This is a genomic window from Nonomuraea bangladeshensis (genome assembly GCF_039529455.1).
Classification (GTDB): Bacteria; Actinomycetota; Actinomycetes; order Streptosporangiales; family Streptosporangiaceae; genus Nonomuraea; species Nonomuraea bangladeshensis.
In genome coordinates, this window is sequence record NZ_BAAAMV010000010.1 from 269,445 (window position 1) to 292,172 (window position 22,728).

Genomic DNA, 22,728 nt, shown 5'->3' on the forward strand with positions numbered 1-22,728 from the left:
GAGGAGCCCCTTGGCTCCTCGTGCGCGGTCCCCGTACGGGGATCTCTAGCGCTTCGGGGGGACCGGCTTGCCGCCGGGCGCCACCGTGGGCGGCGGGAAGCGCAGCTTGCGGATCTGCAGCGCCCGCATGGCCGCGTAGAAGCCCACGCCCTTGACGCTCTCGTCCGGCAGCTTGCTCGCCACCTCCCGCTTCACCTTCCACGCGACGTAGACGCCGGTGACCACCACGCCGATCATCATGATCGGCCAGCCGACGGCGATCACGATGTTGAGCACCGCCGCGCGGATCTCGATGGGCCACGGCACCCAGGTGGCCAGCAGGATCAGTAGCGAGAACGGCAGGAAATACTGGCTCGGCAGCCGCCGCGAGTCGACCCAGTCACGGGCGAACTTGCGCGCCGGGCCCTTGTCCCTGGCCGGGAGATAGCGCTCGTCACCAGCGAGCATGCCCTTGCGGGCGCGCTCGCGCTCGGCGGCCTGCTTGGCCCGCATCTGCCGGTAGGCCTCTTTGCGATCCTTCGGCGCGTGCACGGGCTGGCGCCGGCGGCTCTCCTGATCGCGGCGCTTGGGTGTGGGACGACCTTTACCCTGGGGCTTAGGATCGTCAACGGGGACGGGGGTGTCGTCCACTGAGGTCTGGGAACGGCGTCGCAACACGACGTCAACCCTACCTGGACTGCAACTTAGTGACGCCCCCGTGCGTTATGCGTAGGGTAATCCCAAGGCGGCTGCGCTGCATTGGGTGAACACCAGCACGACCTAGAAGGGGACGGCCGACGCGCATGAGCGTGATGAAGAGACTTTCGATGATCTTCAAGTCCAAGGCCAACAAGGCCTTGGACAAGATGGAGGATCCGCGCGAGACCCTTGACTACTCCTACCAGCGGCAACTGGAGCTGCTGCAGAAGGTGCGCAGGGGTGTGGCCGACGTGGCCACGTCGCGTAAACGGGTGGAGCTGCAGCTCAACGGTCTTGAGCAGTCCGCCAGGAAGCTTGAGGAGCAGGGGCGCAAGGCGCTGTCGGTCGGGCGCGAGGACCTCGCGCGCGAGGCGCTGCAGCGGCGTTCCGGCATCCAGAGCCAGATGGCCGACCTCAAGGTCCAGCACGACAACCTGCAGGCCGAGGAGGAGAAGCTGACCACGGCTTCCCAGCGGCTGCAGGCCAAGGTGGACGCCTTCCGCACGAAGAAGGAGACCATCAAGGCCACCTACACCGCCGCCGAGGCGCAGACGCGCATCAACGAGGCGTTCTCCGGCATCTCCGAGGAGATGGGCGACGTCGGCCTGGCGATCCAGCGCGCCGAGGACAAGACGGCGCAGATGCAGGCCCGCGCGGGCGCGATCGACGAGCTGCTGGCCAGTGGCGCGCTCGACGACGTCACCGGCAGCCGCGGCGACGACATCCAGGCCGAGCTCGACCGCATGGGCGGCGGCATGGACGTCGAGCTGGAGCTGGCCAGGATGAAGGCCGAGCTCGGTCAGGGCCCGGCCCCGCAGTCCGCGATCGAGCAGGGCCAGCCGCAGCAGCAGGCCCAGCCGCACCAGCAGGGCCAGACCCAGCACCTGCGTCAGCCCGGGGAGAACGCATGATCGTCAGAATCATGGGCGAGGGTCAGACCGAGATCTCGCCCGACGACATCGCCGTGCTCAACGAGCTCGACAGCGAGCTCGAAGCCGCCATCGAGACCGGCGACGAGAAGGCGTTCCGCGTCAAGCTGCACGCGCTGCTCGACAAGGTGCGCGCTGTGGGCAAGTCCCTGCCGGACGACAGCCTTGAGCCGTCAGAGCTGATCCTTCCCCCCGCGGACGCTTCGATCGAAGAGGTCCGGGAGATGCTGGGCGACCAGGGCCTCATTCCGGGCTGAGCACCGTGCGCACGCGTTTCGCGCCCGACAGCGGCCTCACCCGCCGGATGGTCGTGACGATGTTCCTGCTCGGGTTGCTCTACGTGGTGTTCGTCGGCGTCCTGATCGCCCTCGGCGTCCGGGCGCTGACCGTGCTGGTGGTGGCCGGCCTCCTGCTGCTGGCGCAGTACTTCCTGTCCGACCGCATCGCCCTGTTCGCGATGCACGGGCGGGAGGTCTCGCCGGAGGAGGCCCCCGAACTGCACGGCATGATCGACCGGCTGTGCGCGCTGGCCGACATGCCCAAGCCGCGGGTGGCGATCGCGGATTCCGATGTCCCCAACGCCTTCGCCACCGGCCGCAACCAGAAGAACGCGGTCGTCTGCGTGACGACCGGCATCCTGCGGCGCCTGGAGCCGCGGGAGCTCGAAGGGGTGCTCGCGCACGAGTTGTCGCACGTCGCGCACCGCGACGTGGCGGTGATGACGATCGCGTCGTTCCTCGGCCTGGTGGCCGGCCTCATGACCCGCTTCGCGCTCTACAGCGGGCTCGGCGGCCGGCGCAACAACGGCCAGGGCGGCGTCCCGGTCGGCGCGATCATCCTGCTCGTCTCGGTCCTCGTGTACGCCGTCAGCTTCCTGCTCACCCGCGCCCTGTCGCGCTACCGTGAGCTGGCCGCCGACCGCGCGGGCGCGCTGCTCACGCAGCGCCCGTCCGAGCTGGCCAGCGCGCTGACGAAGATCAGTGGCGAGATGGCCAGGATCCCGACCCGCGACCTGCGCGAGGCGTCGGCGTTCAACGCCTTCTACTTCGCCCCGGCGCTGTCCGGGGGTCAGTCGATCGCGGCCCTGTTCTCCACCCACCCATCGCTGGAGCGCCGGCTGCAGCAGCTCGCCGGCATCTCCGCGCAGCTCGGAAGGGGTTGAGCCACATGGGCTGGCTCGATGCGCTGCTCGGCCGGTCGAAGCCGGCCAAGCCCGACCTCGACGCGCTGTTCGCGCTGCCGTCGGCGGCCGTGACGCTCCAGGCCGCGACGGGCCTCGCGCCCACCGGCCTCGGCTCGGTGGCCTTCCGCGCGGCCGAGGGCGGCGCCTTCGCCACGCTCGAACGTGACGTCAAGGCGCTGCTCGGCGACCGCGTGGTGCAGAGCGACGACGGTTACGGCTACACGTGGCTGCTGGTCAGCCGGCCGCCGGAGGCGGTCGCCGACCTGGTCACCGAGTTGCACGCGGTCAACTCCTCGATGGAGGGCGCCGGGTTCGGCGCGTCGCTGCTGTGCTCGCTGGTGTCCTTCGCCGATCCCGAGGGGCGCCGGGTCGCCGTGGTCTACCTCTACAAGCGCGGAACGTTCTACCCGTTCGCGCCGCTGCCCGGTCAGAAGCGCGACAACGCGCTCGAACTCCAGGTCAGAGGGGTGCTGGACGGCGAGCTGCCGCTTGAGTCCGATCTCGGCAGATGGTTCCCGGTATGGGGTGCTCCAGGGGTGTAATAACCCATAGTGGTCTAATCGTCACGTGGAGCGACGATTGTACGTGCTCGCGGCCACGGCGTTCATCGTGGCGGCCGTGCTGGGCAGCGCCTGGATCACCGGCCAGTTCACGACGCCGGCGGTGGACCGTGCCAACGGCTACGTCAGCGAGCTCGCCGCCCGTGACCAGCCGTGGACGCGCCTGTTCCGGGTGAGCGACGCGCTCGCGGGGCTGTCCTGCCTGCTCGGCGTGGCGCTGGCGCCGCGCGTGGAGGGGGAGGGGCCGGGGTGGGCGGCGCTGGCCGCGTACGGGCTGCTCCTGGCGGTGGGGGCGGCGCTGCCGCTGGACTGCGCGGTGCTCAGCGATCCCGGCTGCGGCGAGACCTGGCCGCCGCCGAGCCGGCTCGCGCACCTGGCGGCCGGCGCGCTGTGCACGGCCTCGGCGCTGTCCGCCATGGCGTTGCTCGCGGCGCGGTGGCGGGCCCGTACGGCCTGGGTGATGACCGCACTGGCGGTCGCCGCCACGGCGCTGATCGGGGTCGCGCTGGCCGCGGGGCGCGGCGCGGGCCTCGCCGACCGCGCCCTGCTCACGCTCGTCGCCGTCTGGCTCGTGTACGTGGCGCTGCGCCTGCTCGTCGCCGAGTGGCCGGTCACCGCGCACGGCCCCCCGCACGTGGTCGAGGAGGGCGGCGGCCCCGCCGTGCTCGTCACCGGAGGCCAGGCCGGCGCCTGGTTCCACTGGGACGCGGTGGCGCGCGGGCTGTCCGGCGCCCGCCGGGTCATCCGCTTCGACCGGCCGGGGCTCGGGCTGAGCCCGCGTTCACCGGCCCCGCCCAGCCTGTACGCCGAGGCCGCCCGCCTGGCCGCGCTCGCCCCCGCGCACCCCGAACGGGTCACCGTCGTCGCCCAGGGGGTGGCGTGCTGGCACGCGGAGGCGTTCGCGCGGCTGCATCCGCTCTGCGTGGCGGCGCTCGTGCTGGTCGAGCCGGCCTGCCCGGACCGGCGGCAGCCGCCCGCGGCCGCGCACGCGCTCGGCCGGTGCCTGCCCGCGCTCGGCGGCACGTGGGGCGCGGCGGCGCTGGCCCGCCTGACCGGCCCGGCCGCGCACCGGCGGCTGACCGGGATGCCGGACCCGCACGACGTCTACCGCATGGGCAAGGTGCCGGTCGCGGTGGCGGGGGAGTGGCTGGCCCGCCGCGGCATGGCCGCCGACCTGCGCCGCCTGCGCGCGGACAAGCCGCTGCCCGAGGTGCCGGTGACCGTGCTCGCCGCGGGCCGCGACGACGGCTGCGCCCGGCGGCTGGCCGCCGAGCTGGGCGGCCGGCTGGTCCGCGCGCCGCACGCCCGCCGCCGCCTCCAGCTCCGTGACCCCCGGATGATCGTGGACGCGGTCCTGGCCACGGAGTGAGGGGCGCGCGACAATGGCGGCGGGCACCGAGCCGGAGTCCTGGGAGGACGCCATCGTGGACATCACCGTCGTCGGGGAGGGCGCGGTCCTGGCCGCGCCGGACGTCCTGCGCCTGTACGCGGGCGTGGAGGCCCGCAGGCAGTCGGCCGCGGAGGCGTTCACCGCGGCCCGCGCCGCCGCCGCCCGCCTGGCCGGGGCGCTGCGCGAGGAGGGCGTCGCGGACGAGGACGTACGCACCGTCGAGCTGTCGCTCGGCCCCGAGTACGAGTCCTACCCCAAGGTGTCGGCCTACCGCGCGGCGCAGGGCGTCGAGGTCGTGGTGCGCGACCTGGCGCGGGCCGACCGGGTGATCGACACGGTCGCCGGGGTGGGAGAGGAGGCCCGGCTGAACGGGATGGCGTTCGAGGTGTCCGACCCGGCCGCCGCCCTCGCCGAGGCGAGGACGCGGGCCTTCCGCGACGCCGCCGCCAAGGCCGCCAGGTACGCCGAGCTGGCCGGCCGCCCGCTCGGCCGGGTGGCGTCGGTCGCCGAGGACGTCAGGGGCGGCGGCCCGCAGCCGCTGACGTTCGCGGCCGCGGGCGTCGCCGAGGACCGGTCCTCGCTCGCCCCCGGCCGCCAGAGCCTCGCGGTGACGGTCAGGGTCGGCTACGAGTTCGCCCGGTGACGGCCTACGGCAGGGCGAGCATCCGGTCGAGGGCGACCCGCGCCCAGTGGGCGGTGTCGGGGTCGACCGTGATCTGGTTGACGACCTCGCCCAGCACCAGCGACTCCAGCGCCCACACCAGGTGGGGCAGGTCGATCCTGTTCATGGTCGAGCAGTAGCAGACCGTGCGGTCCAGAAACGACACGTTCTTGTCGGGGAACATCGCCGCCAGCCGCTTGACCAGGTTGAGCTCGGTGCCGACGGCCCAGCTCGACCCGGCGGGGGCGGCCTCCAGCGTCTTGATGATGTACTCGGTCGAGCCGACCTGGTCGGCCTTGAGCACGACCTCGTGCCGGCACTCGGGGTGCACCAGGACGTTGACGCCGGGGATGCGGGCCCGTACGTCGTCCACCGACTCGGCCGTGAAGCGGCCGTGCACCGAGCAGTGGCCGCGCCACAGGATCATCTTCGCCCGGTCGAGCTGCTCGCGGGTCAGGCCGCCGTCCGCCCGGTGCGGGTTCCACACCACGCAGTCGTCGAGCGTCATTCCCATCTCCAGCACCGCCGTGTTGCGCCCGAGGTGCTGGTCGGGCAGGAACAGCACCTTCTCGCCCCGCTCGAAGGCCCAGTCGAGGGCCCGGCGGGCGTTGGAGGAGGTGCAGACGACGCCGCCGTTGCGGCCGCAGAACGCCTTGATGTCGGCGCTGGAGTTCATGTACGTGACCGGCACCACCCGCTCGGCCAGCCCGGCGTCCTCCAGCGCCTCCCAGCACTCCTCGACCTGGTCGAAGGTGGCCATGTCGGCCATCGAGCAGCCGGCCGCCAGGTCGGGCAGGACGACCTTCTGGGCGTCGCCGGTCAGGATGTCGGCGGACTCGGCCATGAAGTGCACGCCGCAGAAGACGATGTACTCCGCCTCCGGCCGCGCCGCCGCCTGCTGCGCGAGCTTGAAGGAGTCACCCGTCACGTCGGCGAACTGGATGACCTCGTCGCGCTGGTAGTGGTGGCCGAGCACGAACAGCCGGTCGCCCAGCGCCTCCTTGGCCTTGCGGGCGCGCTCCACCAGCCCCGGGTCCGAGGCGGGCGGCAGCTCGCCGGGGCAGTCGACGCCCTGCTCGCTGTGCGGATCGGCGCCCCGGCCCAGCACGAAGAGCGGAAGCCCAGTCTCGGTGGCCATGGCCACACTCCCCTCATGAGGCACTTATCGTCAGAAAGACGATACTCACTATGACACACGGGGGAAGGCGGTTGTTCCCTGAGGTGGGGGACCCGGGAATGTGTGGCATGGCCCGGGTGTTGGTAGCGTCATTAGGTAGGACGTCGAGAACAAGACAGCCCAGTTAGGGAGTCAGCGAGATGACGGTTGAGAGCAGCGAGACCACGACGCAGGGCCTGATCCTGACCGACGCGGCCGCCGCGAAGGTCAAGAGCCTGCTTGAGCAGCAGGGCGAGGAGGGGCTGCAGCTTCGGGTCGCGGTGCAGCCGGGCGGTTGCTCCGGCCTGCGCTACCAGCTCTTCTTCGACGATCGTTCGATGGACGGCGACGTGGTGTCGGAGTTCGGCGGCGTCAACGTGGTCACCGACCGGATGAGCGCTCCTTATCTCATGGGCGCCTCCATCGACTTCGTCGACACGATCGAGAAGCAGGGGTTCACCATCGACAACCCCAACGCCACCGGCTCCTGCGCCTGTGGCGACTCGTTCAACTAGCCGGCGCCGCCAGGGTCCCGCTCGCCTTTGTGCGCGCGGGACCTTCGCGTATTCTCGGGGGGCTTATTGGCCTGCTGACAACGAGGAAGAAGAATCCCGTGCGCATCGCCGTCACCGGCTCCATCGCGACAGACCATCTGATGACGTTCCCCGGCAGTTTCGGCGAGCAGCTCATCGCCGAACAGCTCGACCGGGTGTCACTGTCGTTCCTGGTCGACGATCTGCAGATCCGGCGCGGCGGCTGCGCCGCCAACATCGCCTTCGGCATGGGCTGCCTCGGCCTGCGGCCCGTCCTGGTGGGAGCCGTCGGCAACGACTTCGCCGACTACCGGTCCTGGCTGGAGCGCCACGGGGTCGACTGCGACTCGGTGCACGTCTCGGAGACCCGGCACACGGCGCGCTTCCTGTGCACCACTGACGAGCACCACAACCAGATCGCCTCCTTCTACACCGGGGCGATGGCCGAGGCGCGGCTCATCGAGCTCAAGCCGGTCGCCGACCGCCTCGGCGGGCTCGACCTCGTGCTCATCAGCCCCAACGACCCCGACGCGATGCTGCGGCACACCGACGAGTGCCGCCAGCGCGGCATCCCGTTCGCCGCCGACATCTCCCAGCAGCTCGCCCGCATGGAGGACGGCCAGATCCGCCAGCTCGTCGACGGCGCCGCCTACCTGTTCTCCAACGACTACGAGAAGGGCCTGATCGAGCAGAAGACCGGCTGGTCCGACGAGGAGATCCTGTCCAGGGTCGGTGTGCGGATCACCACGCTCGGCCCGAAGGGCGCCGTCATCGACCGCGCCGGCGAGCCCTCGATCCAGGTCGCGCCCTCGCCCGAGCGCGGCAAGGCCGACCCCACCGGCGTCGGCGACGCCTTCCGCGCCGGCTTCCTGTCCGCGCTGGCCTGGGGCCTGTCGCTGGAACGCTGCGGCCAGGTCGGCAACCTCACCGCCACGCACGTGCTGGAGCGGGTGGGCGGCCAGGAGTACGAGCTCGGCCAGGCGGCCTTCCTGGAGCGCTTCGCCGCCGCCTACGGCGCGGACGCGGCGGCCGAGGTCGGCGCGCACGTCCGCTGCCACCACCCGTAGCAGTCGGGAACGAGGAACGCCCCCGCCAGTGGCGGGGGCGTTCCGTGTGCGGCTCCTCAGTCGCCGTACACGCGGTGCACGAACTCGGCGAGCTGGTCGTCAGGCAGGTGCTGGGCCAGGTCGGCCTCGCTGATCATGCCGACGATTTGGTCGCCGTCCATCACCGGCAGGCGCTTGATGCGGTGCTCCTCCATGCGCGCCAGCGCCTCCTCGACGCTGGTGTCCGCGCTCACCCACACCAGGCCCGTCGCCAGCTCGCCGGCCGTCACCTGCGACGGGTCGTGGCCCGCCGCCACGCACTTCACCACGATGTCGCGGTCGGTGATGATGCCCGTCACCCGCTCGTCAGGACCGCACACCGGCAGCGCGCCCACCCCGTGGGTGCGCATCAGCTGCGCCGCCCGGTCGAGCGTCTCGTGCGCGCCGATGCACTCGGCTCCCGTGCTCATCACGTCGCGGGCGGTCTCGCGTCCGCTGGTCATGGCTCACCCCCGGTCGATCTGCTTTCTGTACGGAGAGCCCCTACCCACCCAAAACGGATAAATCAGTAATTTCGCCTCACGTGTATCGCCCAGCCGCCCCCCGGCAGCTCGTACGAGCCGACATGGCGGTGCGACTTCAGCCGGCACCAGGCCGGCACGTCGTTGTAGGCCGCCGGATCGTCGGCCAGCACCGCCACCACCGCGTTCAGCGGCACGGCGTTGATCTGCTCGGCCAGCATGATGATCGGGATCGGGCACTTCTTGCCGAGCGCGTCGATCGTCAAAGCCGGCTGCGTAACCTCGGTCATGCGACTCCTGCGTCCTGGCGGATGCGGCGCACCAGCTCGGGCAGCACGCCGAGGAACCTGTCGACCTCGGCCGCCGAAGCGCCCCTGGGCAGTGACACCCGGACATTGCCATGCGTGAGCACGCCCATCGCTTCGAGGACGTGCGATGGACGAAGCGTACTAGCGGTGCACGAGCTCCCGGACGACACGGCGAAGCCCGCCCGGTCGAGCTCGGTGAGCAGGGCCTCGCCGTCGACGTAGAGGCAGGAGAAGGTGACGATGTGCGGCGCCCGGTCCACCGGGTCGCCGATCACCTCCACGTCCGGGACGATCCCCGGCACCGTCTCCCTGATCCTGTCCACCAGCGCCGACAGCCGCGCCTGCTCCTCGGCCGCCTCCGCGGCCGTCGCGCGCAGCGCCGCCGCCGCGGCCACGATCGCCGGGACGTTCTCGAAGCCCGGCACCCGCCGCCGCTCCCGCTCGTCCTCGGGCAGGAACGAGCGGAACCTGGTGCCCTTGCGCACCGCCAGCACGCCCACCCCGGCAGGGCCGCCCCACTTGTGCGCGCTGGCGGTCAGCACCGACCAGCCCGCGGGGACCGGCATGCGCCCGGCCGTCTGGGCGGCGTCCACCAGCAGGGGCACGCCGTGCTCGCGGCAGGCCGCGGCGGCCTCGGCGACCGGCTGCGTGGTGCCCACCTCGTGGTTGGCCGTCTGCAGGCAGGCCAGGGCGGTGTCAGGCCGCGCCACGGCCGCCGCGAAGCGGGCCGGATCGACCCGGCCGGTCAGATCGACGCCCACGGTCTCGACCGTGCCGCCCTCGCGTTCGTGCAGCTGGGCCGCGTGCAGCACGCTGGAGTGCTCGACCGCGGAGGTCACCAGGTGGCGTCCGGCCCTGCGCCTTCCGTGTAGGGTGCCGAGGACGCCGAGATGCACGGCCTGCGTGCCGGACGCGGTGAACGACACCTCGTCCGCGCGTGCGCCGAGCACCTCGGCGACCTCCGTGCGGGCCTGCTCAAGCAGCAGGTGCGCGCGGCGGGCCTGGCCGTACAGTCTCGCGGGATCGGCCCAGCCGGCATCGATCGCCGCCAGCAGCGCCTCGCGCGCCTGCGGGTGGAGCGGCTCGCTCGAGGCCGCGTCGAAATACGCCACGAGACCAATCGTCCCACTTGCGGCGCCACTGAGGGGTCGCGCGGTGGGGCGGGCCACCTGCACGCTAATGTGTTCTGCATTCAGTTGTGCATGGGAAATACGAGCACCCGAGGGAAAGACCCTTGGGCTTCATCTGTGGGGTAGGCGATCCGTGAGTCCGACTCGCCGTACGCGGCGTTCGTTGGCCCGGCGCAGGGTGCCACGCGCCGCCGCTCTGGCGTTGCTGCTGGCCACTGCTACGGCGTGTGCTAATGACGTGCCCGAGGCCAACTGGTCTCGTGGCTTGCTTCCCGACCACGTCACCGAGCAGGGCGGCATAGTCCAGTCCCTGTGGAACGGGGCCTGGATCGCCGCGCTCGCCACGGGCGCCGTCGTCATCGTCCTGATTCTGTGGGCTTCCTTCTTCCACCGGAAGCGCCGGGCCAAGGCCGACCTGCCGCCGCAGGTGCGCTACAACCTGCCGATCGAGATGCTCTACACCTTGATCCCGCTGGTCATGGTGTCGGTGTTCTTCTTCTTCACCGCCCGCGACAGCGAGGCCCTGGCGAAGGTGAGCGGCAACGCGCCCGTCAAGGTCAAGGTGGAGGCGTTCCAGTGGAGCTGGCGCTTCACGACGACGTACAACGGCAAGACCTCCAAGCCGGTCGCCGGCACGCCGGTGCACGACTACCACCAGGGCCCGCAGCTCGTCCTCCCGGTCAACCAGGAGATCGAGTTCGACCTGCAGACGGACGACGTCATCCACTCCTTCTGGGTGCCGGAGTTCCTGTTCAAGCGTGACATCATCCCCGGCATCCCCGAGGGCAACCCGGGCCGGAAGTTCCAGATCAAGACCCTGGAAAAGCCGGGCGTCTACGCCGGGCGCTGCGCCGAGCTGTGCGGTGTCGACCACAGCCGCATGCTGTTCTCCGTCAAGCTCGTCTCGCAGCAAGAGTTCGACCAGTACATCGCGACAAACCAGGCTGGGAGCGCCCAGTGACCGCCATCCAAGAACCACCCGTCCGCACCGCGGTGATCCGGCCCGTGACCAAGGGCCAGATCATCGCGAAGTGGATGTCGTCCACTGATCACAAGATCATTGGGCACATGTACCTCATCACGTCGTTCGCGTTCTTCCTGATCGGCGGCGTGATGGCGCTGATCATGCGGGCGGAGCTGGCGCAGCCGGGGCTGCAGTTCACCAGCAACGAGCAGTTCAACCAGCTGTTCACCATGCACGGCACGATCATGCTGCTCATGTTCGCGACGCCGCTGTTCGCCGGCTTCGCCAACGAGCTCATGCCGCTGCAGATCGGCGCCCCCGACGTGGCCTTCCCGCGGCTCAACATGGTGAGCTACTGGCTCTACCTGTTCGGCAGCATCATCGCGGTCTCCGGCTTCTTCACCCCGGGCGGCGCGGCCTCCTTCGGCTGGTTCGCCTACACCCCGCTGTCCAACGCGATCAACTCGCCCGGCATCGGCGGCGACCTGTGGCTCATGGGCCTCGCGCTGTCCGGTCTCGGCACGATCCTCGGCGCGGTCAACTTCATCACCACGATCATCTGCATGCGCGCCCCCGGCATGACGATGTTCCGGATGCCGATCTTCACCTGGAACATCCTGCTGACCAGCATGCTCGTGCTGATGGCCTTCCCGGTGCTGGCCGCCGCGCTGCTCGCGCTGGAGTCCGACCGCAAGCTCGGCACGCACATCTTCGACTCGGACAACGGCGGGGCGCTGCTGTGGCAGCACCTGTTCTGGTTCTTCGGGCATCCCGAGGTCTACATCATCGCGCTGCCGTTCTTCGGCATCGTCACCGAGATCCTGCCGGTCTTCAGCCGTAAGCCGATCTTCGGTTACATCAGCCTCGTGGGCGCGACCATCGCGATCGCGGGTCTGTCCATCACGGTCTGGGCGCACCACATGTTCCCGACCGGTCAGGTCCTGTTGCCGTTCTTCTCGTTCATGACGTTCCTCATCGCGGTGCCGACGGGCGTGAAGTTCTTCAACTGGATCGGCACGATGTGGCGGGGGCACCTGAGCTTCGAGTCGCCGATGCTGTTCTCGGTCGGCTTCCTCATCACGTTCCTCCTGGGCGGCCTGACGGGCGTCATCCTGGCCTCGCCGCCGCTCGACTTCCACATCAGCGACACCTACTTCGTCGTCGCCCACTTCCACTACGTGGTCTTCGGCACCGTCGTGTTCGCCATGTTCGCGGGCTTCTACTTCTGGTGGCCCAAGTTCACCGGCAAGATGCTCAACGACAAGCTGGGCAAGCTGCACTTCTGGCTGCTGTTCATCGGCTTCCACGCCACGTTCCTGGTGCAGCACTGGCTCGGCGTGGCGGGCTTCCCCCGCCGTTACGCCGACTACAGCGCGGCCGACAAGTTCACCGACCTCAACATGATCTCGTCGGTGGGCGCGTTCGTCCTCGGCCTGTCCACGCTGCCGTTCTTCTACAACGTCTGGAAGACCTGGCGCAGCGCGCCCAAGGTCACCGTGGACGACCCGTGGGGCTACGGCGGCTCGCTGGAGTGGGCCACGTCCTGCCCGCCGCCGCGGCACAACTTCACCTCGCTGCCGCCCATCCGGTCCGAGCGTCCCGCGTTCGACCTGCGTTTCCCGCACACGTCCGCACACTCGTCGCACAAGAGCGCCACGGCTGACAAGCCGGCCGGGGAGGTCGAGGCCTGATGAAGGTCCAGGGTTGGCTGTTCCTGCTGTGCGGGCTGTTCTTCGCCGGCGTCGACGTCGCCTACTGGTTCTGGACCAAGGCGTCGACGGGCGTGGGTGAGCCGGTCGGCACCACCGCGATGGCCATCTCGGTCGGCTTCGCGTTCATGGTCGGCTACTACCTGATGTTCACCGCGCGGCGCATCGGCCCGCAGCCGGAGGACAACAAGCAGGCCGACATCAGCGACGGCGCGGGCGAGATCGGCTTCTTCAGCCCGAGCAGCTGGTGGCCGCTGTTCCTGTGCCTGGCGGCGGCCTTCGCCTTCGCCGGGTTCGTGATCGGCTTCTGGATGTTCCTGATCGGGCTCTTCCTGGTCATCATGGCCATGATCGGGTTCGTCTTCCAGTACTACCGGGGCAACTTCTCGCACTGAGCGGTGCCCGGCCACGGAGCGGGCGTCTTCCCACTTGGGGGACGGCGTCCGCTTTTTGGCGTTCTTTACCAGTGTCCGGATGCGCCTATTCGGTCACTCAGGGTAATAAAGGAGGTAGAAGCGGACCGATCTTCGGCGAGGGAGTGACTCTTGGAGCGCGGACCTTATGGAAAGGCCGGCCTGCTGGCCGTTGCCCTGCTGGCGGCCTGCTCGGCGTGTTCGGCGGGCGACGGCGGGAAGGACACGACCGCCATGGCCGGCGGGGTTCGTCCGGCATCGGTGACGTTCTCGCCCCGCGACAAGAGCGCGAACGTGCCCACCGACCAGACCGTGGTCGTAGCGGCCTCCGGCGGGAAGCTGACCGGCGTCCGCGTGGACGGCGGCAAGGCGGGCAAGCTGCCGGGCGTCCTCAGTTCCGACGGCACCCGCTGGCGCAGCACCGCCACCGCCCGCCCCGGCGCCTCCTACACGGTCACCGCGGTCTCGGTGGACGCGTCGGGCAAGCGGAGCGAGACCACCAGCACGTTCACGACCGTGAAGGGCAAGGGCACCTTCGACATCGCGAACATCACCCCGAACAAGGACGACACGGGTCTGACGGTCGGCGTCGGCATGCCCATCATGATCACCTTCGACAAGCCGGTCACCGACCGCGTCGCGATCGAGCGCAACCTCGTCGTGCGCAGCAGCAAGCCGGTCGAGGGCGCCTGGCACTGGTTCGACTCCTCGCACGTGGACTTCCGTCCCCAGGAGTACTGGCCGGCCCACACGAAGGTGCGGCTGGAGGCCAAGCTGGCCGGCGTCCAGGGCGCCCCCGGCCTGTACGGCAAGCGCGACGTGAAGCTCGACTTCAAGATCGGCCGTTCGCAGATCACCAAGGGCAGCACCGACGAGCACGTGCTGTACGTGCGCCGCGACGGCAAGCGCATTCGCACCATGCCGATGAGCGCCGGCCAGGGCGGCCAGTGGAAGTACTACACCACCTCGGGCATCCACCTCGCGATGTCGCGCGAGCCGGTCACCGTCATGACCTCGCCGGGCATCGGCCCCGGCCAGGCGGGCTACTACCAGCTCACCGTCTACAACACCGTGCGCATCTCCAACAGCGGCGAGTACGTCCACAGCGCCCCGTGGTCGGTCGGCTCCCAGGGCAACTCCAACGTCAGCCACGGCTGCGTGAACGTCAGCCCGGAGAACGCCGCCTGGTTCATCAAGAACACCCTGATCGGCGATCCCATCATCATCACCGGCAGCCCGCGCAAGCTGGAGCCGACGAACGGCTGGGGCCACTGGCAGGAGAAGTGGCACGAGTGGCTGAAGTGGAGCACGCTCAAGGCGGGCCCCACCATAACGTTCTGAGCACGAAAAACCGCACGAAAAGCTGCACGAAAAAGGCGCGCTTCCCTTCCGGGAGCGCGCCTTCGCCGTGGAAGGGCTCAGCAGGAGCCGCTGACCTCCACCCAGCGCTCCAGGACGCCCTTGGCGGCCCCTGAGTCGACCGCCTGGGCCGCGCGGTCGTAGCCGGCCCTCATGGACGCGTCCAGGTCGTCCCCGGGCCCCTCGTGGGCCACCAGGGCCGCGGCGGCGTTGAGCAGCACCGCGTCGCGCACCGGGCCGCTCTCGCCGCTCAGCACGTCGTGCACGGCCTTGGCGTTGAAGGCCACGTCGCCGCCGCGCAGCGCGCCCACGTCGGCGCGGGGGATGCCGAGGACCCGCGGGTCGAACGTGGTCTGCGTGGCCGCGCCGTCCCTGACCACCCAGACGGTGGACGTGCCGGCGATGGTCAGCTCGTCGAGGCCGTCGTCGCCGCGGAAGACCAGGGCGCTGACGCCGCGCTCGGCGAAGACGCCGGCCATCACGGGCACCATGCGGGGGTCGTAGACGCCGATGGCCTGGGCGGTGGGCCGGGCCGGGTTGGTGAGCGGGCCGAGGAAGTTGAAGATCGTCGGGATGCCGATCTCCCTGCGGGTGGGACCGGCGAAGCGCAGCGCGGGGTGGTAGACCGGCGCGAAGCAGAACGCGATGCCCGCCTCGCCGGCCACGCGTGCGGTCTGCTCGGGCGTGAGGTCCAGGCGGATGCCCAGGTGCTCCAGGACGTCGGCGGCCCCGCACGAGGAGGAGGCGGCCCGGTTGCCGTGCTTGACCACGCGGGCGCCGGCCGCCGCGGTCACGATGGCGGCCATCGTCGAGACGTTGACGGTGTGGGCGCGGTCGCCGCCGGTGCCGACGATGTCGACCACGGGGCCCTCGACCCGCAGCGGCGTGGCGAACTCCAGCATGGTGCGGGCCAGGCCCACGACCTCCGACACCGACTCGCCCTTGGCGCGCAGCGCGGTCACGAACCCCGCGATCTGGGAGGGCGTCGCGGTGCCGGACATGATCTCCCGCATCGCCCAGGCCGTCTCGTCCGAGGTGAGGTGCTCTCCCGCGAGGAGAGCCGACAGCAGGGCGGGCCAGGTCGTCCGGGAGTCCATGGGCACCTACTTAGCGTTGAGTCGGGTGGAATTGCGACGGCGCATGAGGTCGGCCACCGCGTCGGCCAGCACCATGGGCTCCAGGGGCTGGGGGACGACGGCGTCGGCCTTGGACCACTCGGCCAGCCAGCGGTCGTCGCGGCGGGCGATGAGCAGGCAGATGGGCGGGCAGTCGTAGACCTCGTCCTTCGCCTGGCGGGAGACGCCCATGCCGCCGGCGGGCTGGGTCTCGCCGTCGAGGACGGCCACGTCGATCTCCCCGGACCCCAGCCACTGGTGGACCTTCGGCTCGGTGGCGCACTCCACGATCTCGACCAGGGGCACGTCCGCCGCGGGCCGCCTGCCGATGGCCTGGATCACCTCAGCCCTCGTGGCGGCGTCGTCGCTGTAGACGAGGACCTTCATCGTGTCGTCGGTGCTGCCTGATGACGTCACTGTCGCGCTCACTATCGGTCGTAGCGGTATGGTCACCCTGGATCGTACCGGTGCTCCGGCGTGCAGACCCAGGCCGCCGCCCCGGAGGGGCGTTTTGCGGCAATTATCCCAGGTTGGTGGCCGGTTTGTACCTGCTAACGGGGGGTCGTGCGCCGGACCGACTCACAGAGCCGCAATAATGCTGCCCGTGGCGACAGCATCCGCAATAACTTCGACGACGACAGCACAGCCGTTCCGCAGACCCAACCTGGTCAGCGTCGGGACGATCGTCTGGCTGTCCTCTGAGCTCATGTTCTTCGCGGCGCTGTTCGCGATGTACTTCACCATCCGGTCGGTGAGCATCGGCAAGGGCCTCGACTGGGGTCCCGCGCTCCTGCCTGCAGGCGCGCACGCCGCCGAAGCCGCTCACCTGAACATCCCGTTCGCGACGGTCAACACGATCATCCTGGTGCTGTCGAGTGTGACGTGCCAGCTCGGCGTGTGGGCCGCGGAGAAGGGGCAGGTCGGCAAGCTCCGCTTCTGGTACATCGTCAGCTTCATCATGGGCGCGGTCTTCGTGGCCGGGCAGCTGTACGAGTACATGGAGCTGGCGTCAGAGGGCGCGACCCTGTCCGCTAACGCCTACACCTCGGTGTTCTACCTGACGACGGGCTTCCACGGCCTGCACGTGACCGGTGGCCTGATCGCGTTCCTGTTCATGCTGGGACGCACGTACGCCGCGAAGCGCTTCACGCATGAGCAGGCCACCAGCGCGATCGTCGTGTCCTACTACTGGCACTTCGTCGACGTCGTCTGGATTGGTCTTTTCGCGACCATCTACATCATTCGGTAAGGAACGGGATCTCTGTGACTAGGATCACCGCTTGGCGGCGGCATCCCCTCGCGAGATACGCCGTCCTGATTTTGGCGTTGTCGCTGGTCGGGATGGTATACGCCGCCTTTGTCCAGGCGGGTAAGCCTGCCGACGCGGCGATGGCGGCAGGCAAGGTCGATGACGTGGCCGAGGGCAAGAGCCTGTTCGTCGCGCACTGCGCGTCTTGCCACGGACTCAACGCGGAGGGCACCAACACCGCCCCCACGCTCGTCGGTGTCGGCGCCGCGGCGGTCGACTTCCAGATGAGCACCGGCCGCATGCCCGCGGCCAACCCCGGCCCCCAGGCCCCGCGCAAGCCGCTGGCCCGCTGGGTGGACGAGAACGCCATCCGGCAGATCTCGGCGTACGTGCAGTCCCTCGGCGGCGGCCCCCAGGTGCCCGGCGCCGAGCAGGTCGACGCCAAGCTCGGCGACGCCGGCCGCGGTGGCGAGCTGTTCCGCGCCAACTGCATCCAGTGCCACAACTGGGCGGGCGCGGGCGGCGCTCTGACGCAGGGCAAGTACGCCCCCAACCTCAACTCGGCGTCCCCGACGCAGATCTACGAGGCGATGATCACCGGCCCCCAGGCGATGCCGGTCTTCAACGACACGACGATCACGCCCGAAGAGAAGCGTGACATGATCGCCTACATCGTCCAGGTCCGTGAGCAGAAGGACCCGGGAGGCTTCGGCCTCGGGCGCATCGGCCCCGTGACGGAAGGCATCGCCGCGTGGGTGGTGGGCATCGTCGCCCTCGTACTCGCCGCCATCTGGATCACCGCGAAGAAGCGACAGAAGTCATGACTGACAACGAGCACGAGATCGAGCAGCCGGACGAGCGCGTCCCCAAGCGCGTCATCGGCACTCCCGCACCGGGCACCTCGATGCTCGGCGACGCGGCGGCGGCCGAGGCCGCCGGCAAGGACGTCCCCGGCGTGACGCTGCAGGACGAGGCGAAGGCCCGCAAGGCCGAGAAGATCGTGGCGCTCTGCTTCACGATCACCTTCCTCGCGGCGATCGCGTTCATCATCTCCTACGTGGTGTTCCAGGTGGGCACGCCCGAGTCGACGGGGGTCTCCAACCTCGCGCTGGGCGCCTCGCTCACCGTCGCCATCATGGGCCTGGCCGTCGGCATCGTCGTCTGGGTCCGGATGATCATGCCGAAGTACTCGCTCATCCAGGAGCGCCACGAGATGGCCTCCGACGAGGCCGACCGCGAGGTCGTCGCCGACACCTTCGTGCAGGGCGCCAACGAGAGCGGCTTCGTCAAGCGCAAGCTGCTGCGCCGCACCCTGCTGCTGGCCGCGGCCCCGCTGGGCCTGGTGCCGCTGGTGCTGCTGCGCGACCTGGACAACAGCAGCATGCCGGGCGCGAAGTTCAACAAGCTGCTGCGTCACACGGTCTGGGGCGAGAAGACCAAGGAGGGCAAGCCGCTCAGGCTCGTCGTCGAGGGCACCGGCCAGCCCATCAGGGCCGCCGACTTCAACTCGCCCGGCGGCATCCTGTCGGTCGTCCCCGAGGGCTACGAGCACGACCTCAACGCCCTGGCCAAGGCCACGCTGATCCTGATCAAGTTCCGTCCCGAGGAGATCAAGGACGGGGTCAACAAGAACTGGATCCACGACGGCATCGTCGCCTACTCCAAGATCTGCACGCACGTGGGCTGCCCGGCCGCGCTCTACGAGCAGAACACCCACCACATCCTCTGCCCGTGCCACCAGTCGACGTTCGACGCCGCCGACGGCGCCAAGGTCATCTTCGGCCCGGCCGCGCGGCCGCTGCCGCAGCTGCCGATCACCGTTGACGACCAGGGCTACCTGATCGCCAAGGGCGACTTCAACGTGCCGGTCGGCCCGAGCTACTGGGAACGCGGCGACGCCGAGGCCGAGGCCAGAATGAAGGGAGGCCAGGCGTGAGCGGCGAACTGAACAAGGTGCCCAAGGGCATCGCGGGCCCGTCGACCTGGCTGGACGACCGGTTGGGCGGCGCCAACGCGCTCAAGCGCAACCTGCGCAAGATCTTCCCCGACCACTGGTCGTTCCTGCTGGGCGAGATCGCGCTCTACTCCTTCATCATCCTGCTGCTGACCGGCACGTTCCTGACGCTGTGGTTCAACCCCAGCATGACGGAGGTCGCCTACGACGGCCCCTACGCGCCGCTCAAGGGCGTCATGATGTCGGAGGCCTACGCCTCGGCGCTGGAGATCAGCTTCGAGGTCCGTGGTGGACTGCTCATGCGGCAGATGCACCACTGGGCGGCCCTGCTCTTCGTGGCCGGCATGACGGTCCACATGCTGCGGGTGTTCTTCACGGGCGCCTACCGCAAGCCGCGTGAGATCAACTGGCTGATCGGCGTGCTGCTGCTGAGCCTGGCACTGGTCGAGGGTCTGACCGGCTACTCGCTGCCCGACGACCTGCTGTCCGGCGCCGGTCTGCGCATCACGGAGGGCGTGGCGATCTCGCTGCCGCTGGTCGGCACGTACATCACGTTCTTCCTGTTCGGCGGCGAATATCCGGGCGAGGACATCATTCCGCGCTTCTACTCGCTGCACATCCTGCTCATCCCGGGCATCCTGCTGGCGCTGATCTCGGCCCACATGGTGCTCATGTGGGTGCAGAAGCACACGCAGATGCCGGGCAAGAGCCGCACCAACACCAACGTGGTCGGCGCGCCGTTCTACCCGGCCTTCATGGCCAAGGCGGGCGCGTACTTCCTGTTCACGTTCGGGGTGATCGCGGGTCTGGCGACGTTCGTCCAGATCAACCCGATCTGGCTGTTCGGGCCCTACACCCCGGCCGACATCTCGGCGGGATCGCAGCCCGACTGGTACATGGGCTTCCTGGAGGGCTCCCTGCGGCTCATGCCGCCGTGGGAGTGGAACCTCTTCGGGACGGCCCATGCCGGCACGCTGCCGCTGAGCGTCATCATCCCGGCGCTGGTGCCGCTCGGCCTCGTCATGACGGGCCTGGCGCTCTACCCGTTCCTCGAACAGTGGGTGACCGGCGACCGGCGTGAGCACCACGTCGCCGACCGCCCGCGCAACAACCCGCACCGCACCGCGATCGGCATCTCGGCGATGACGTTCTACGGCGTGCTGTGGCTGCTCGGCGCCAACGACGAGATCGCGGCGAACTTCCACATCAGCCTCAACTGGACGACCTACATCGGCCGGGCGCTGGTCTTCGTCGGTCCGGCGCTGGCCTACCTGATCACCTACCGCATGTGCCTCGGTCTGCAGCGCTCCGACGCCGCGATCATCTCGCACGGCGTGGAGTCGGGTGTCATCAAGCGGCTGCCGCACGGTGAGTTCATCGAGGTCCACACGCCGCCGGCGGACGACATCGAGGCCCACCTGCGCGGCAAGCAGCCGGTGCTGATGCTCCCGGTGAAGGAGGACCGCGCGGGCATCCCGCCGAAGGGCATGCGCGGCCCGCTCGGCAAGCTGCGGGCGCGGATGTCCCGCGCGTACGGCGGGGAGAAGATCCCGCTGGACGACGGGCACGGCCACGGTCACGGCGACGAGCACGCCGCCATCGGCTCCGGCGGAGACGACGACCGCAGCCTCACCCACTGACCGCTGCGCGAACAGCATCGCCACACCGCGCGGGCCCGGACGACCACTGGTCGTCCGGCCCCGCCGGTTTTTCCCCGAGGTGAGCCGCTGCCGCCTGCGGGCATGCGAGAAGCCGCCCGGGGACGGTGGTCCGGGCGGCGGTTCAGGGAAGAGGGGTCAGTCGGCCTCGGGGAAGCCGATGGAGAACGCGGCGTCGAGGTCGTGCTTGGAGTAGGCGCGGAAGGCGATGTGCGTCTCGGTGTGCAGCACGCCCTCGACCTTGTTGATGCGCCCGGGGACGACCTCGGCGATCTGCTCGTAGACCGGGACCCGGACCATGGCGAGCAGGTCGTAGTCGCCGGTGATGGAGTAGACCTCGCTGACCCCGTCGATCTCGGCGATCGTCTCGGCGACCTCCGTGATCCGGTCTACCTCGGCATTGATGTGGACGATAGCCGTGACCATGCACCAACTCTATCGGTTCACCGCAAAGGCCGCCCCTCCCGCCCGCGCCCCTGATCGAGGTGCCGGTAGGCGAGGTCGATGCGGGCCTTGTGCCGGGCGGCCCCCTGGGCGGGCAGGCTCCACTCGCCGTCGACCTCCACCAGCCGCACCCCCGGCGACTCCAGCCAGCGCAGGATGCACTCGGTCTCCTCGGCGCTCGCCGCGTGCACCGGGCCGGGCCCCGGCAGGACGGCTTCCGCCGAGGCCGTGAGCGAGGCCACGAACGGCGTGGGGTGCGCGCCCTTGGCCAGCACCCCTGCCCCGGCCAGCCGCCCGTAGCGGACGACGTGGACGTCCCAGCCGCCGCCGAACGCCGGGCTGGCGGCCACGAGCTGCGGGATGCGGGTGAGCGCGCTGAGCCGCTGCATGCGGGCCGCCGTGCGGACGAACGAGGCCAGCCGGTCGCGGTCGACCGACGCCTCCTCGTAGCGCTGCTCGACCGACAGCCGCTCCATGCGCGCCGCGACGGCGGCGAAGACGGGCGTCGCGTCGAGGGTCATGGCCCGCCGGGCCGCCTCGGTGTGCGCGGCGTAGTCCTCGGGGCTCTCCCTGCCCTCGCACGGCGCGCCGCAGCGGCCCATCTCGTGCAGCACGCAGGCCGCGCGGCGGGTGCGCGGCCCGAGCGCCTGCGTGCACTGGCGCAGCGGCACCGCCTCGTGCAGCGCGATGCGCGCGTCGTCGGCCTGCCGGGCGCTGCTGAACGGCCCGAGGTAGGTGGCCGCGTCGTCCTTGAGCTCGCGCACGATCGACAGCCGGGGGAACGGCTCGGCCGTGAGCTTGAGCCACACCATCTTCTCGGGGAAGCGGGAGCGCCGGTTGTAGCGCGGCTTGGCGCCGCCGATCAGGCGCAGCTCCCTGACCTCGGCCTCCAGCGCGGTCGCGCAGACGATGTGCCGGACCCGGTCGGCGATCCCGATCATCTCCCGGATGCGCGGCCGGGTCTCGCTCGCCGTGAAGTAGGAGCGCACGCGGTTGCGCAGGTTGGTGCTCTTGCCGATGTAGAGCACCTCGCCCCGCTCGTCCTCGAACAGGTAGACGCCGGGCGCGTGCGGCACGGAGTCGGCCAGGTGGCGCTTGCGCTGCTGCTCGGGCGTCGGCGCGCGGACGAACGACTTGAGCTCCTCCAGCGTGTGCACCTGGAACGATCCCGCCCGCTCGATGAGCCCGTGCAGCACGTCGACCGTGGCCCGCGCGTCCTGCAGCGCCCGGTGGCACGGCTCGACCGGGCTGCGGAAAAAACGGGCCAGCGTCGCCAGCTTGGCGTTGGGCGTCTCGTCGCGGGTGAGCACCCGGCGGGCGAGGTCGACGGTGTCGACCACCGGGTTGGCGGGCGGAGGATAGCCGTGGGCGGCGCAGGCGGCCTTGACGAAGCGCGTGTCGAAGCTCGCGTTGTGCGCCACCAGCACCGAGCCCCGGATGAACTCCAGGAAGCTCGGCAGCACCGCCTCGATGCGCGGCGCGGCCACCACCATGGCGTCGGTGATGCCGGTCAGCACCGAGATGAACGGCGGGATCGGCCCCCCGGGATCGACCAGCGTGGAGAACTCGCCCAGCACCTCGCCCGCCCGCACCTTGACCGCGCCGATCTCGGTGATCGCGTCCTCCGCGGGCGAGCCGCCGGTCGTCTCCAGGTCGAACACGACGAACGTGACGTCACTCAGCGGGGTGCCGAGCTCGTCGAGGGTGCCTTGAACCACTTCCACGAACCAAGACCATAGAGAGAGCGACCGACAGGATGGAATAACCA

At 70.0% G+C, this 22,728-nt stretch carries 25 protein-coding genes; 16 read left to right on the forward strand and 9 right to left on the reverse strand.

Going from position 1 to position 22,728, the window contains the following annotated elements:
• Positions 1–45: 45 nt before the first annotated feature.
• On the reverse strand, positions 46–630 hold the full coding sequence (locus ABD292_RS33855) for a DUF3043 domain-containing protein (protein WP_344215051.1): 585 nt from the start codon (positions 628–630) through the stop codon (positions 46–48).
• A gap of 152 nt (positions 631–782) precedes the next feature.
• Between ABD292_RS33855 and ABD292_RS33860 the strand changes: the two genes are divergently transcribed.
• The 6 genes from ABD292_RS33860 to ABD292_RS33885 are packed head-to-tail and all read left to right on the forward strand — an operon-like array spanning position 783 to position 5,383.
• Entirely contained in the window at positions 783–1,589 is an 807-nt protein-coding gene (locus ABD292_RS33860) for a PspA/IM30 family protein (RefSeq protein ID WP_344214592.1), read from the forward strand.
• Positions 1,586–1,864, forward strand: coding sequence for a PspA-associated protein PspAA (gene pspAA / locus ABD292_RS33865; RefSeq protein WP_344214594.1), 279 nt, complete (start codon positions 1,586–1,588; stop codon positions 1,862–1,864). Before ABD292_RS33860 ends, pspAA begins: the two co-directional genes overlap by 4 nt.
• 5 nt (positions 1,865–1,869) lie before the next feature.
• A complete protein-coding gene (gene htpX, locus ABD292_RS33870; protein WP_344214596.1) occupies positions 1,870–2,769 on the forward strand; it encodes a zinc metalloprotease HtpX in 900 nt (299 codons plus the stop codon).
• A 5-nt stretch (positions 2,770–2,774) separates the two neighbouring features.
• The gene (pspAB, locus tag ABD292_RS33875) at positions 2,775–3,332 is read left to right on the forward strand and encodes a PspA-associated protein PspAB (protein ID WP_344214598.1); all 558 of its coding nucleotides are present in this window, start codon (positions 2,775–2,777) and stop codon (positions 3,330–3,332) included.
• Positions 3,333–3,357: 25 nt separating this feature from the next.
• On the forward strand, positions 3,358–4,719 hold the full coding sequence (locus tag ABD292_RS33880; RefSeq protein ID WP_344214600.1) for a DUF998 domain-containing protein: 1,362 nt from the start codon (positions 3,358–3,360) through the stop codon (positions 4,717–4,719).
• Between the two features lie 13 nt (positions 4,720–4,732).
• The gene (locus ABD292_RS33885) at positions 4,733–5,383 is read left to right on the forward strand and encodes an SIMPL domain-containing protein (RefSeq protein ID WP_344214602.1); all 651 of its coding nucleotides are present in this window, start codon (positions 4,733–4,735) and stop codon (positions 5,381–5,383) included.
• A gap of 4 nt (positions 5,384–5,387) precedes the next feature.
• Here ABD292_RS33885 and nadA read toward each other — a convergent pair whose 3' ends face one another.
• Positions 5,388–6,539 (reverse strand): quinolinate synthase NadA, encoded by a 1,152-nt coding sequence (gene nadA / locus ABD292_RS33890; protein WP_344214604.1) that lies wholly within the window; start codon positions 6,537–6,539, stop codon positions 5,388–5,390.
• 179 nt (positions 6,540–6,718) lie between these two features.
• On the opposite strand from nadA, the gene erpA reads away from it, so the two are divergent.
• Entirely contained in the window at positions 6,719–7,072 is a 354-nt protein-coding gene (gene erpA, locus ABD292_RS33895) for an iron-sulfur cluster insertion protein ErpA (protein WP_242381778.1), read from the forward strand.
• 98 nt (positions 7,073–7,170) lie between these two features.
• On the forward strand, positions 7,171–8,157 hold the full coding sequence (locus ABD292_RS33900; RefSeq protein ID WP_344214607.1) for a carbohydrate kinase family protein: 987 nt from the start codon (positions 7,171–7,173) through the stop codon (positions 8,155–8,157).
• Positions 8,158–8,213: 56 nt separating this feature from the next.
• Here the strand turns inward: ABD292_RS33900 and ABD292_RS33905 are convergent, their stop codons facing one another.
• From ABD292_RS33905 to ABD292_RS33915, 3 genes are all read right to left on the reverse strand, one after another.
• On the reverse strand, positions 8,214–8,639 hold the full coding sequence (locus ABD292_RS33905; protein ID WP_344214609.1) for a CBS domain-containing protein: 426 nt from the start codon (positions 8,637–8,639) through the stop codon (positions 8,214–8,216).
• 62 nt (positions 8,640–8,701) lie between these two features.
• Positions 8,702–8,947: a sulfurtransferase TusA family protein gene (locus tag ABD292_RS33910; protein ID WP_026214000.1), complete on the reverse strand. Its 246-nt coding sequence runs from the start codon at positions 8,945–8,947 to the stop codon at positions 8,702–8,704.
• A complete protein-coding gene (locus ABD292_RS33915; protein ID WP_344214612.1) occupies positions 8,944–10,077 on the reverse strand; it encodes a cysteine desulfurase family protein in 1,134 nt (377 codons plus the stop codon). Before ABD292_RS33915 ends, ABD292_RS33910 begins: the two co-directional genes overlap by 4 nt.
• Before the next feature lie 196 nt (positions 10,078–10,273).
• On the opposite strand from ABD292_RS33915, the gene ctaC reads away from it, so the two are divergent.
• The 4 genes from ctaC to ABD292_RS33935 all read left to right on the forward strand — a co-directional run bounded on the left by ctaC (position 10,274) and on the right by ABD292_RS33935 (position 14,522).
• Positions 10,274–11,056, forward strand: a complete 783-nt coding sequence (gene ctaC / locus ABD292_RS33920; RefSeq protein WP_486348470.1) for an aa3-type cytochrome oxidase subunit II — start codon at positions 10,274–10,276, stop codon at positions 11,054–11,056.
• Positions 11,053–12,750: an aa3-type cytochrome oxidase subunit I gene (gene ctaD, locus ABD292_RS33925; RefSeq protein WP_344214616.1), complete on the forward strand. Its 1,698-nt coding sequence runs from the start codon at positions 11,053–11,055 to the stop codon at positions 12,748–12,750. The genes ctaC and ctaD overlap by 4 nt, the downstream gene beginning before the upstream one ends.
• A complete protein-coding gene (locus tag ABD292_RS33930) occupies positions 12,750–13,163 on the forward strand; it encodes a cytochrome c oxidase subunit 4 (protein WP_329580828.1) in 414 nt (137 codons plus the stop codon). Before ctaD ends, ABD292_RS33930 begins: the two co-directional genes overlap by 1 nt.
• Before the next feature lie 150 nt (positions 13,164–13,313).
• Positions 13,314–14,522 carry a L,D-transpeptidase gene (locus tag ABD292_RS33935; RefSeq protein WP_344214619.1) on the forward strand — a complete coding sequence of 403 codons (1,209 nt, stop codon included), beginning with the start codon at positions 13,314–13,316 and terminating at the stop codon, positions 14,520–14,522.
• Positions 14,523–14,599: 77 nt separating this feature from the next.
• Here the strand turns inward: ABD292_RS33935 and trpD are convergent, their stop codons facing one another.
• Together trpD and ABD292_RS33945 are read right to left on the reverse strand one after the other, a co-directional pair.
• Positions 14,600–15,637, reverse strand: coding sequence for an anthranilate phosphoribosyltransferase (gene trpD / locus ABD292_RS33940; RefSeq protein ID WP_344214621.1), 1,038 nt, complete (start codon positions 15,635–15,637; stop codon positions 14,600–14,602).
• Between the two features lie 6 nt (positions 15,638–15,643).
• Positions 15,644–16,042: a hypothetical protein gene (locus ABD292_RS33945; RefSeq protein ID WP_344215053.1), complete on the reverse strand. Its 399-nt coding sequence runs from the start codon at positions 16,040–16,042 to the stop codon at positions 15,644–15,646.
• 208 nt (positions 16,043–16,250) lie between these two features.
• Between ABD292_RS33945 and ctaE the strand changes: the two genes are divergently transcribed.
• Genes ctaE through qcrB form a run of 4 tightly spaced genes read left to right on the forward strand, consistent with a single transcriptional unit; the run spans position 16,251 to position 20,498 of the window.
• On the forward strand, positions 16,251–16,904 hold the full coding sequence (gene ctaE, locus ABD292_RS33950; RefSeq protein WP_329580819.1) for an aa3-type cytochrome oxidase subunit III: 654 nt from the start codon (positions 16,251–16,253) through the stop codon (positions 16,902–16,904).
• A gap of 14 nt (positions 16,905–16,918) precedes the next feature.
• Positions 16,919–17,728 carry a cytochrome bc1 complex diheme cytochrome c subunit gene (qcrC, locus tag ABD292_RS33955; RefSeq protein WP_344214623.1) on the forward strand — a complete coding sequence of 270 codons (810 nt, stop codon included), beginning with the start codon at positions 16,919–16,921 and terminating at the stop codon, positions 17,726–17,728.
• Complete coding sequence (qcrA, locus tag ABD292_RS33960; RefSeq protein ID WP_344214625.1) at positions 17,725–18,840, forward strand: cytochrome bc1 complex Rieske iron-sulfur subunit; 1,116 nt, start codon at positions 17,725–17,727, stop codon at positions 18,838–18,840. The genes qcrC and qcrA overlap by 4 nt, the downstream gene beginning before the upstream one ends.
• Positions 18,837–20,498: a cytochrome bc1 complex cytochrome b subunit gene (qcrB, locus tag ABD292_RS33965; protein WP_344214627.1), complete on the forward strand. Its 1,662-nt coding sequence runs from the start codon at positions 18,837–18,839 to the stop codon at positions 20,496–20,498. Before qcrA ends, qcrB begins: the two co-directional genes overlap by 4 nt.
• Positions 20,499–20,654: 156 nt before the next feature.
• Here the strand turns inward: qcrB and ABD292_RS33970 are convergent, their stop codons facing one another.
• Positions 20,655–20,942: an Lrp/AsnC family transcriptional regulator gene (locus tag ABD292_RS33970; protein WP_329580808.1), complete on the reverse strand. Its 288-nt coding sequence runs from the start codon at positions 20,940–20,942 to the stop codon at positions 20,655–20,657.
• A gap of 17 nt (positions 20,943–20,959) precedes the next feature.
• A complete protein-coding gene (locus ABD292_RS33975) occupies positions 20,960–22,684 on the reverse strand; it encodes a DEDD exonuclease domain-containing protein (RefSeq protein WP_344214629.1) in 1,725 nt (574 codons plus the stop codon).
• Between the last annotated feature and the right edge of the window lie 44 nt (positions 22,685–22,728).

Excerpts from the sequence above, each read along its gene's own strand:
- ABD292_RS33860 (WP_344214592.1), top strand. The coding sequence starts at position 783 with ATGAGCGTGATGAAGAGACTTTCGATGATCTTCAAGTCCAAGGCCAAC.
- pspAA (WP_344214594.1), top strand. The coding sequence starts at position 1,586 with ATGATCGTCAGAATCATGGGCGAGGGTCAGACCGAGATCTCGCCCGAC.
- pspAB (WP_344214598.1), top strand. The coding sequence starts at position 2,775 with ATGGGCTGGCTCGATGCGCTGCTCGGCCGGTCGAAGCCGGCCAAGCCC.
- ABD292_RS33885 (WP_344214602.1), top strand. The coding sequence starts at position 4,733 with ATGGCGGCGGGCACCGAGCCGGAGTCCTGGGAGGACGCCATCGTGGAC.
- nadA (WP_344214604.1), bottom strand. The coding sequence starts at position 6,539 with ATGGCCACCGAGACTGGGCTTCCGCTCTTCGTGCTGGGCCGGGGCGCC.
- erpA (WP_242381778.1), top strand. The coding sequence starts at position 6,719 with ATGACGGTTGAGAGCAGCGAGACCACGACGCAGGGCCTGATCCTGACC.
- ABD292_RS33905 (WP_344214609.1), bottom strand. The coding sequence starts at position 8,639 with ATGACCAGCGGACGCGAGACCGCCCGCGACGTGATGAGCACGGGAGCC.
- ABD292_RS33910 (WP_026214000.1), bottom strand. The coding sequence starts at position 8,947 with ATGACCGAGGTTACGCAGCCGGCTTTGACGATCGACGCGCTCGGCAAG.
- ABD292_RS33930 (WP_329580828.1), top strand. The coding sequence starts at position 12,750 with ATGAAGGTCCAGGGTTGGCTGTTCCTGCTGTGCGGGCTGTTCTTCGCC.
- trpD (WP_344214621.1), bottom strand. The coding sequence starts at position 15,637 with ATGGACTCCCGGACGACCTGGCCCGCCCTGCTGTCGGCTCTCCTCGCG.
- ABD292_RS33945 (WP_344215053.1), bottom strand. The coding sequence starts at position 16,042 with ATGAAGGTCCTCGTCTACAGCGACGACGCCGCCACGAGGGCTGAGGTG.
- ctaE (WP_329580819.1), top strand. The coding sequence starts at position 16,251 with ATGCTGCCCGTGGCGACAGCATCCGCAATAACTTCGACGACGACAGCA.
- qcrA (WP_344214625.1), top strand. The coding sequence starts at position 17,725 with ATGACTGACAACGAGCACGAGATCGAGCAGCCGGACGAGCGCGTCCCC.
- ABD292_RS33970 (WP_329580808.1), bottom strand. The coding sequence starts at position 20,942 with ATGGTCACGGCTATCGTCCACATCAATGCCGAGGTAGACCGGATCACG.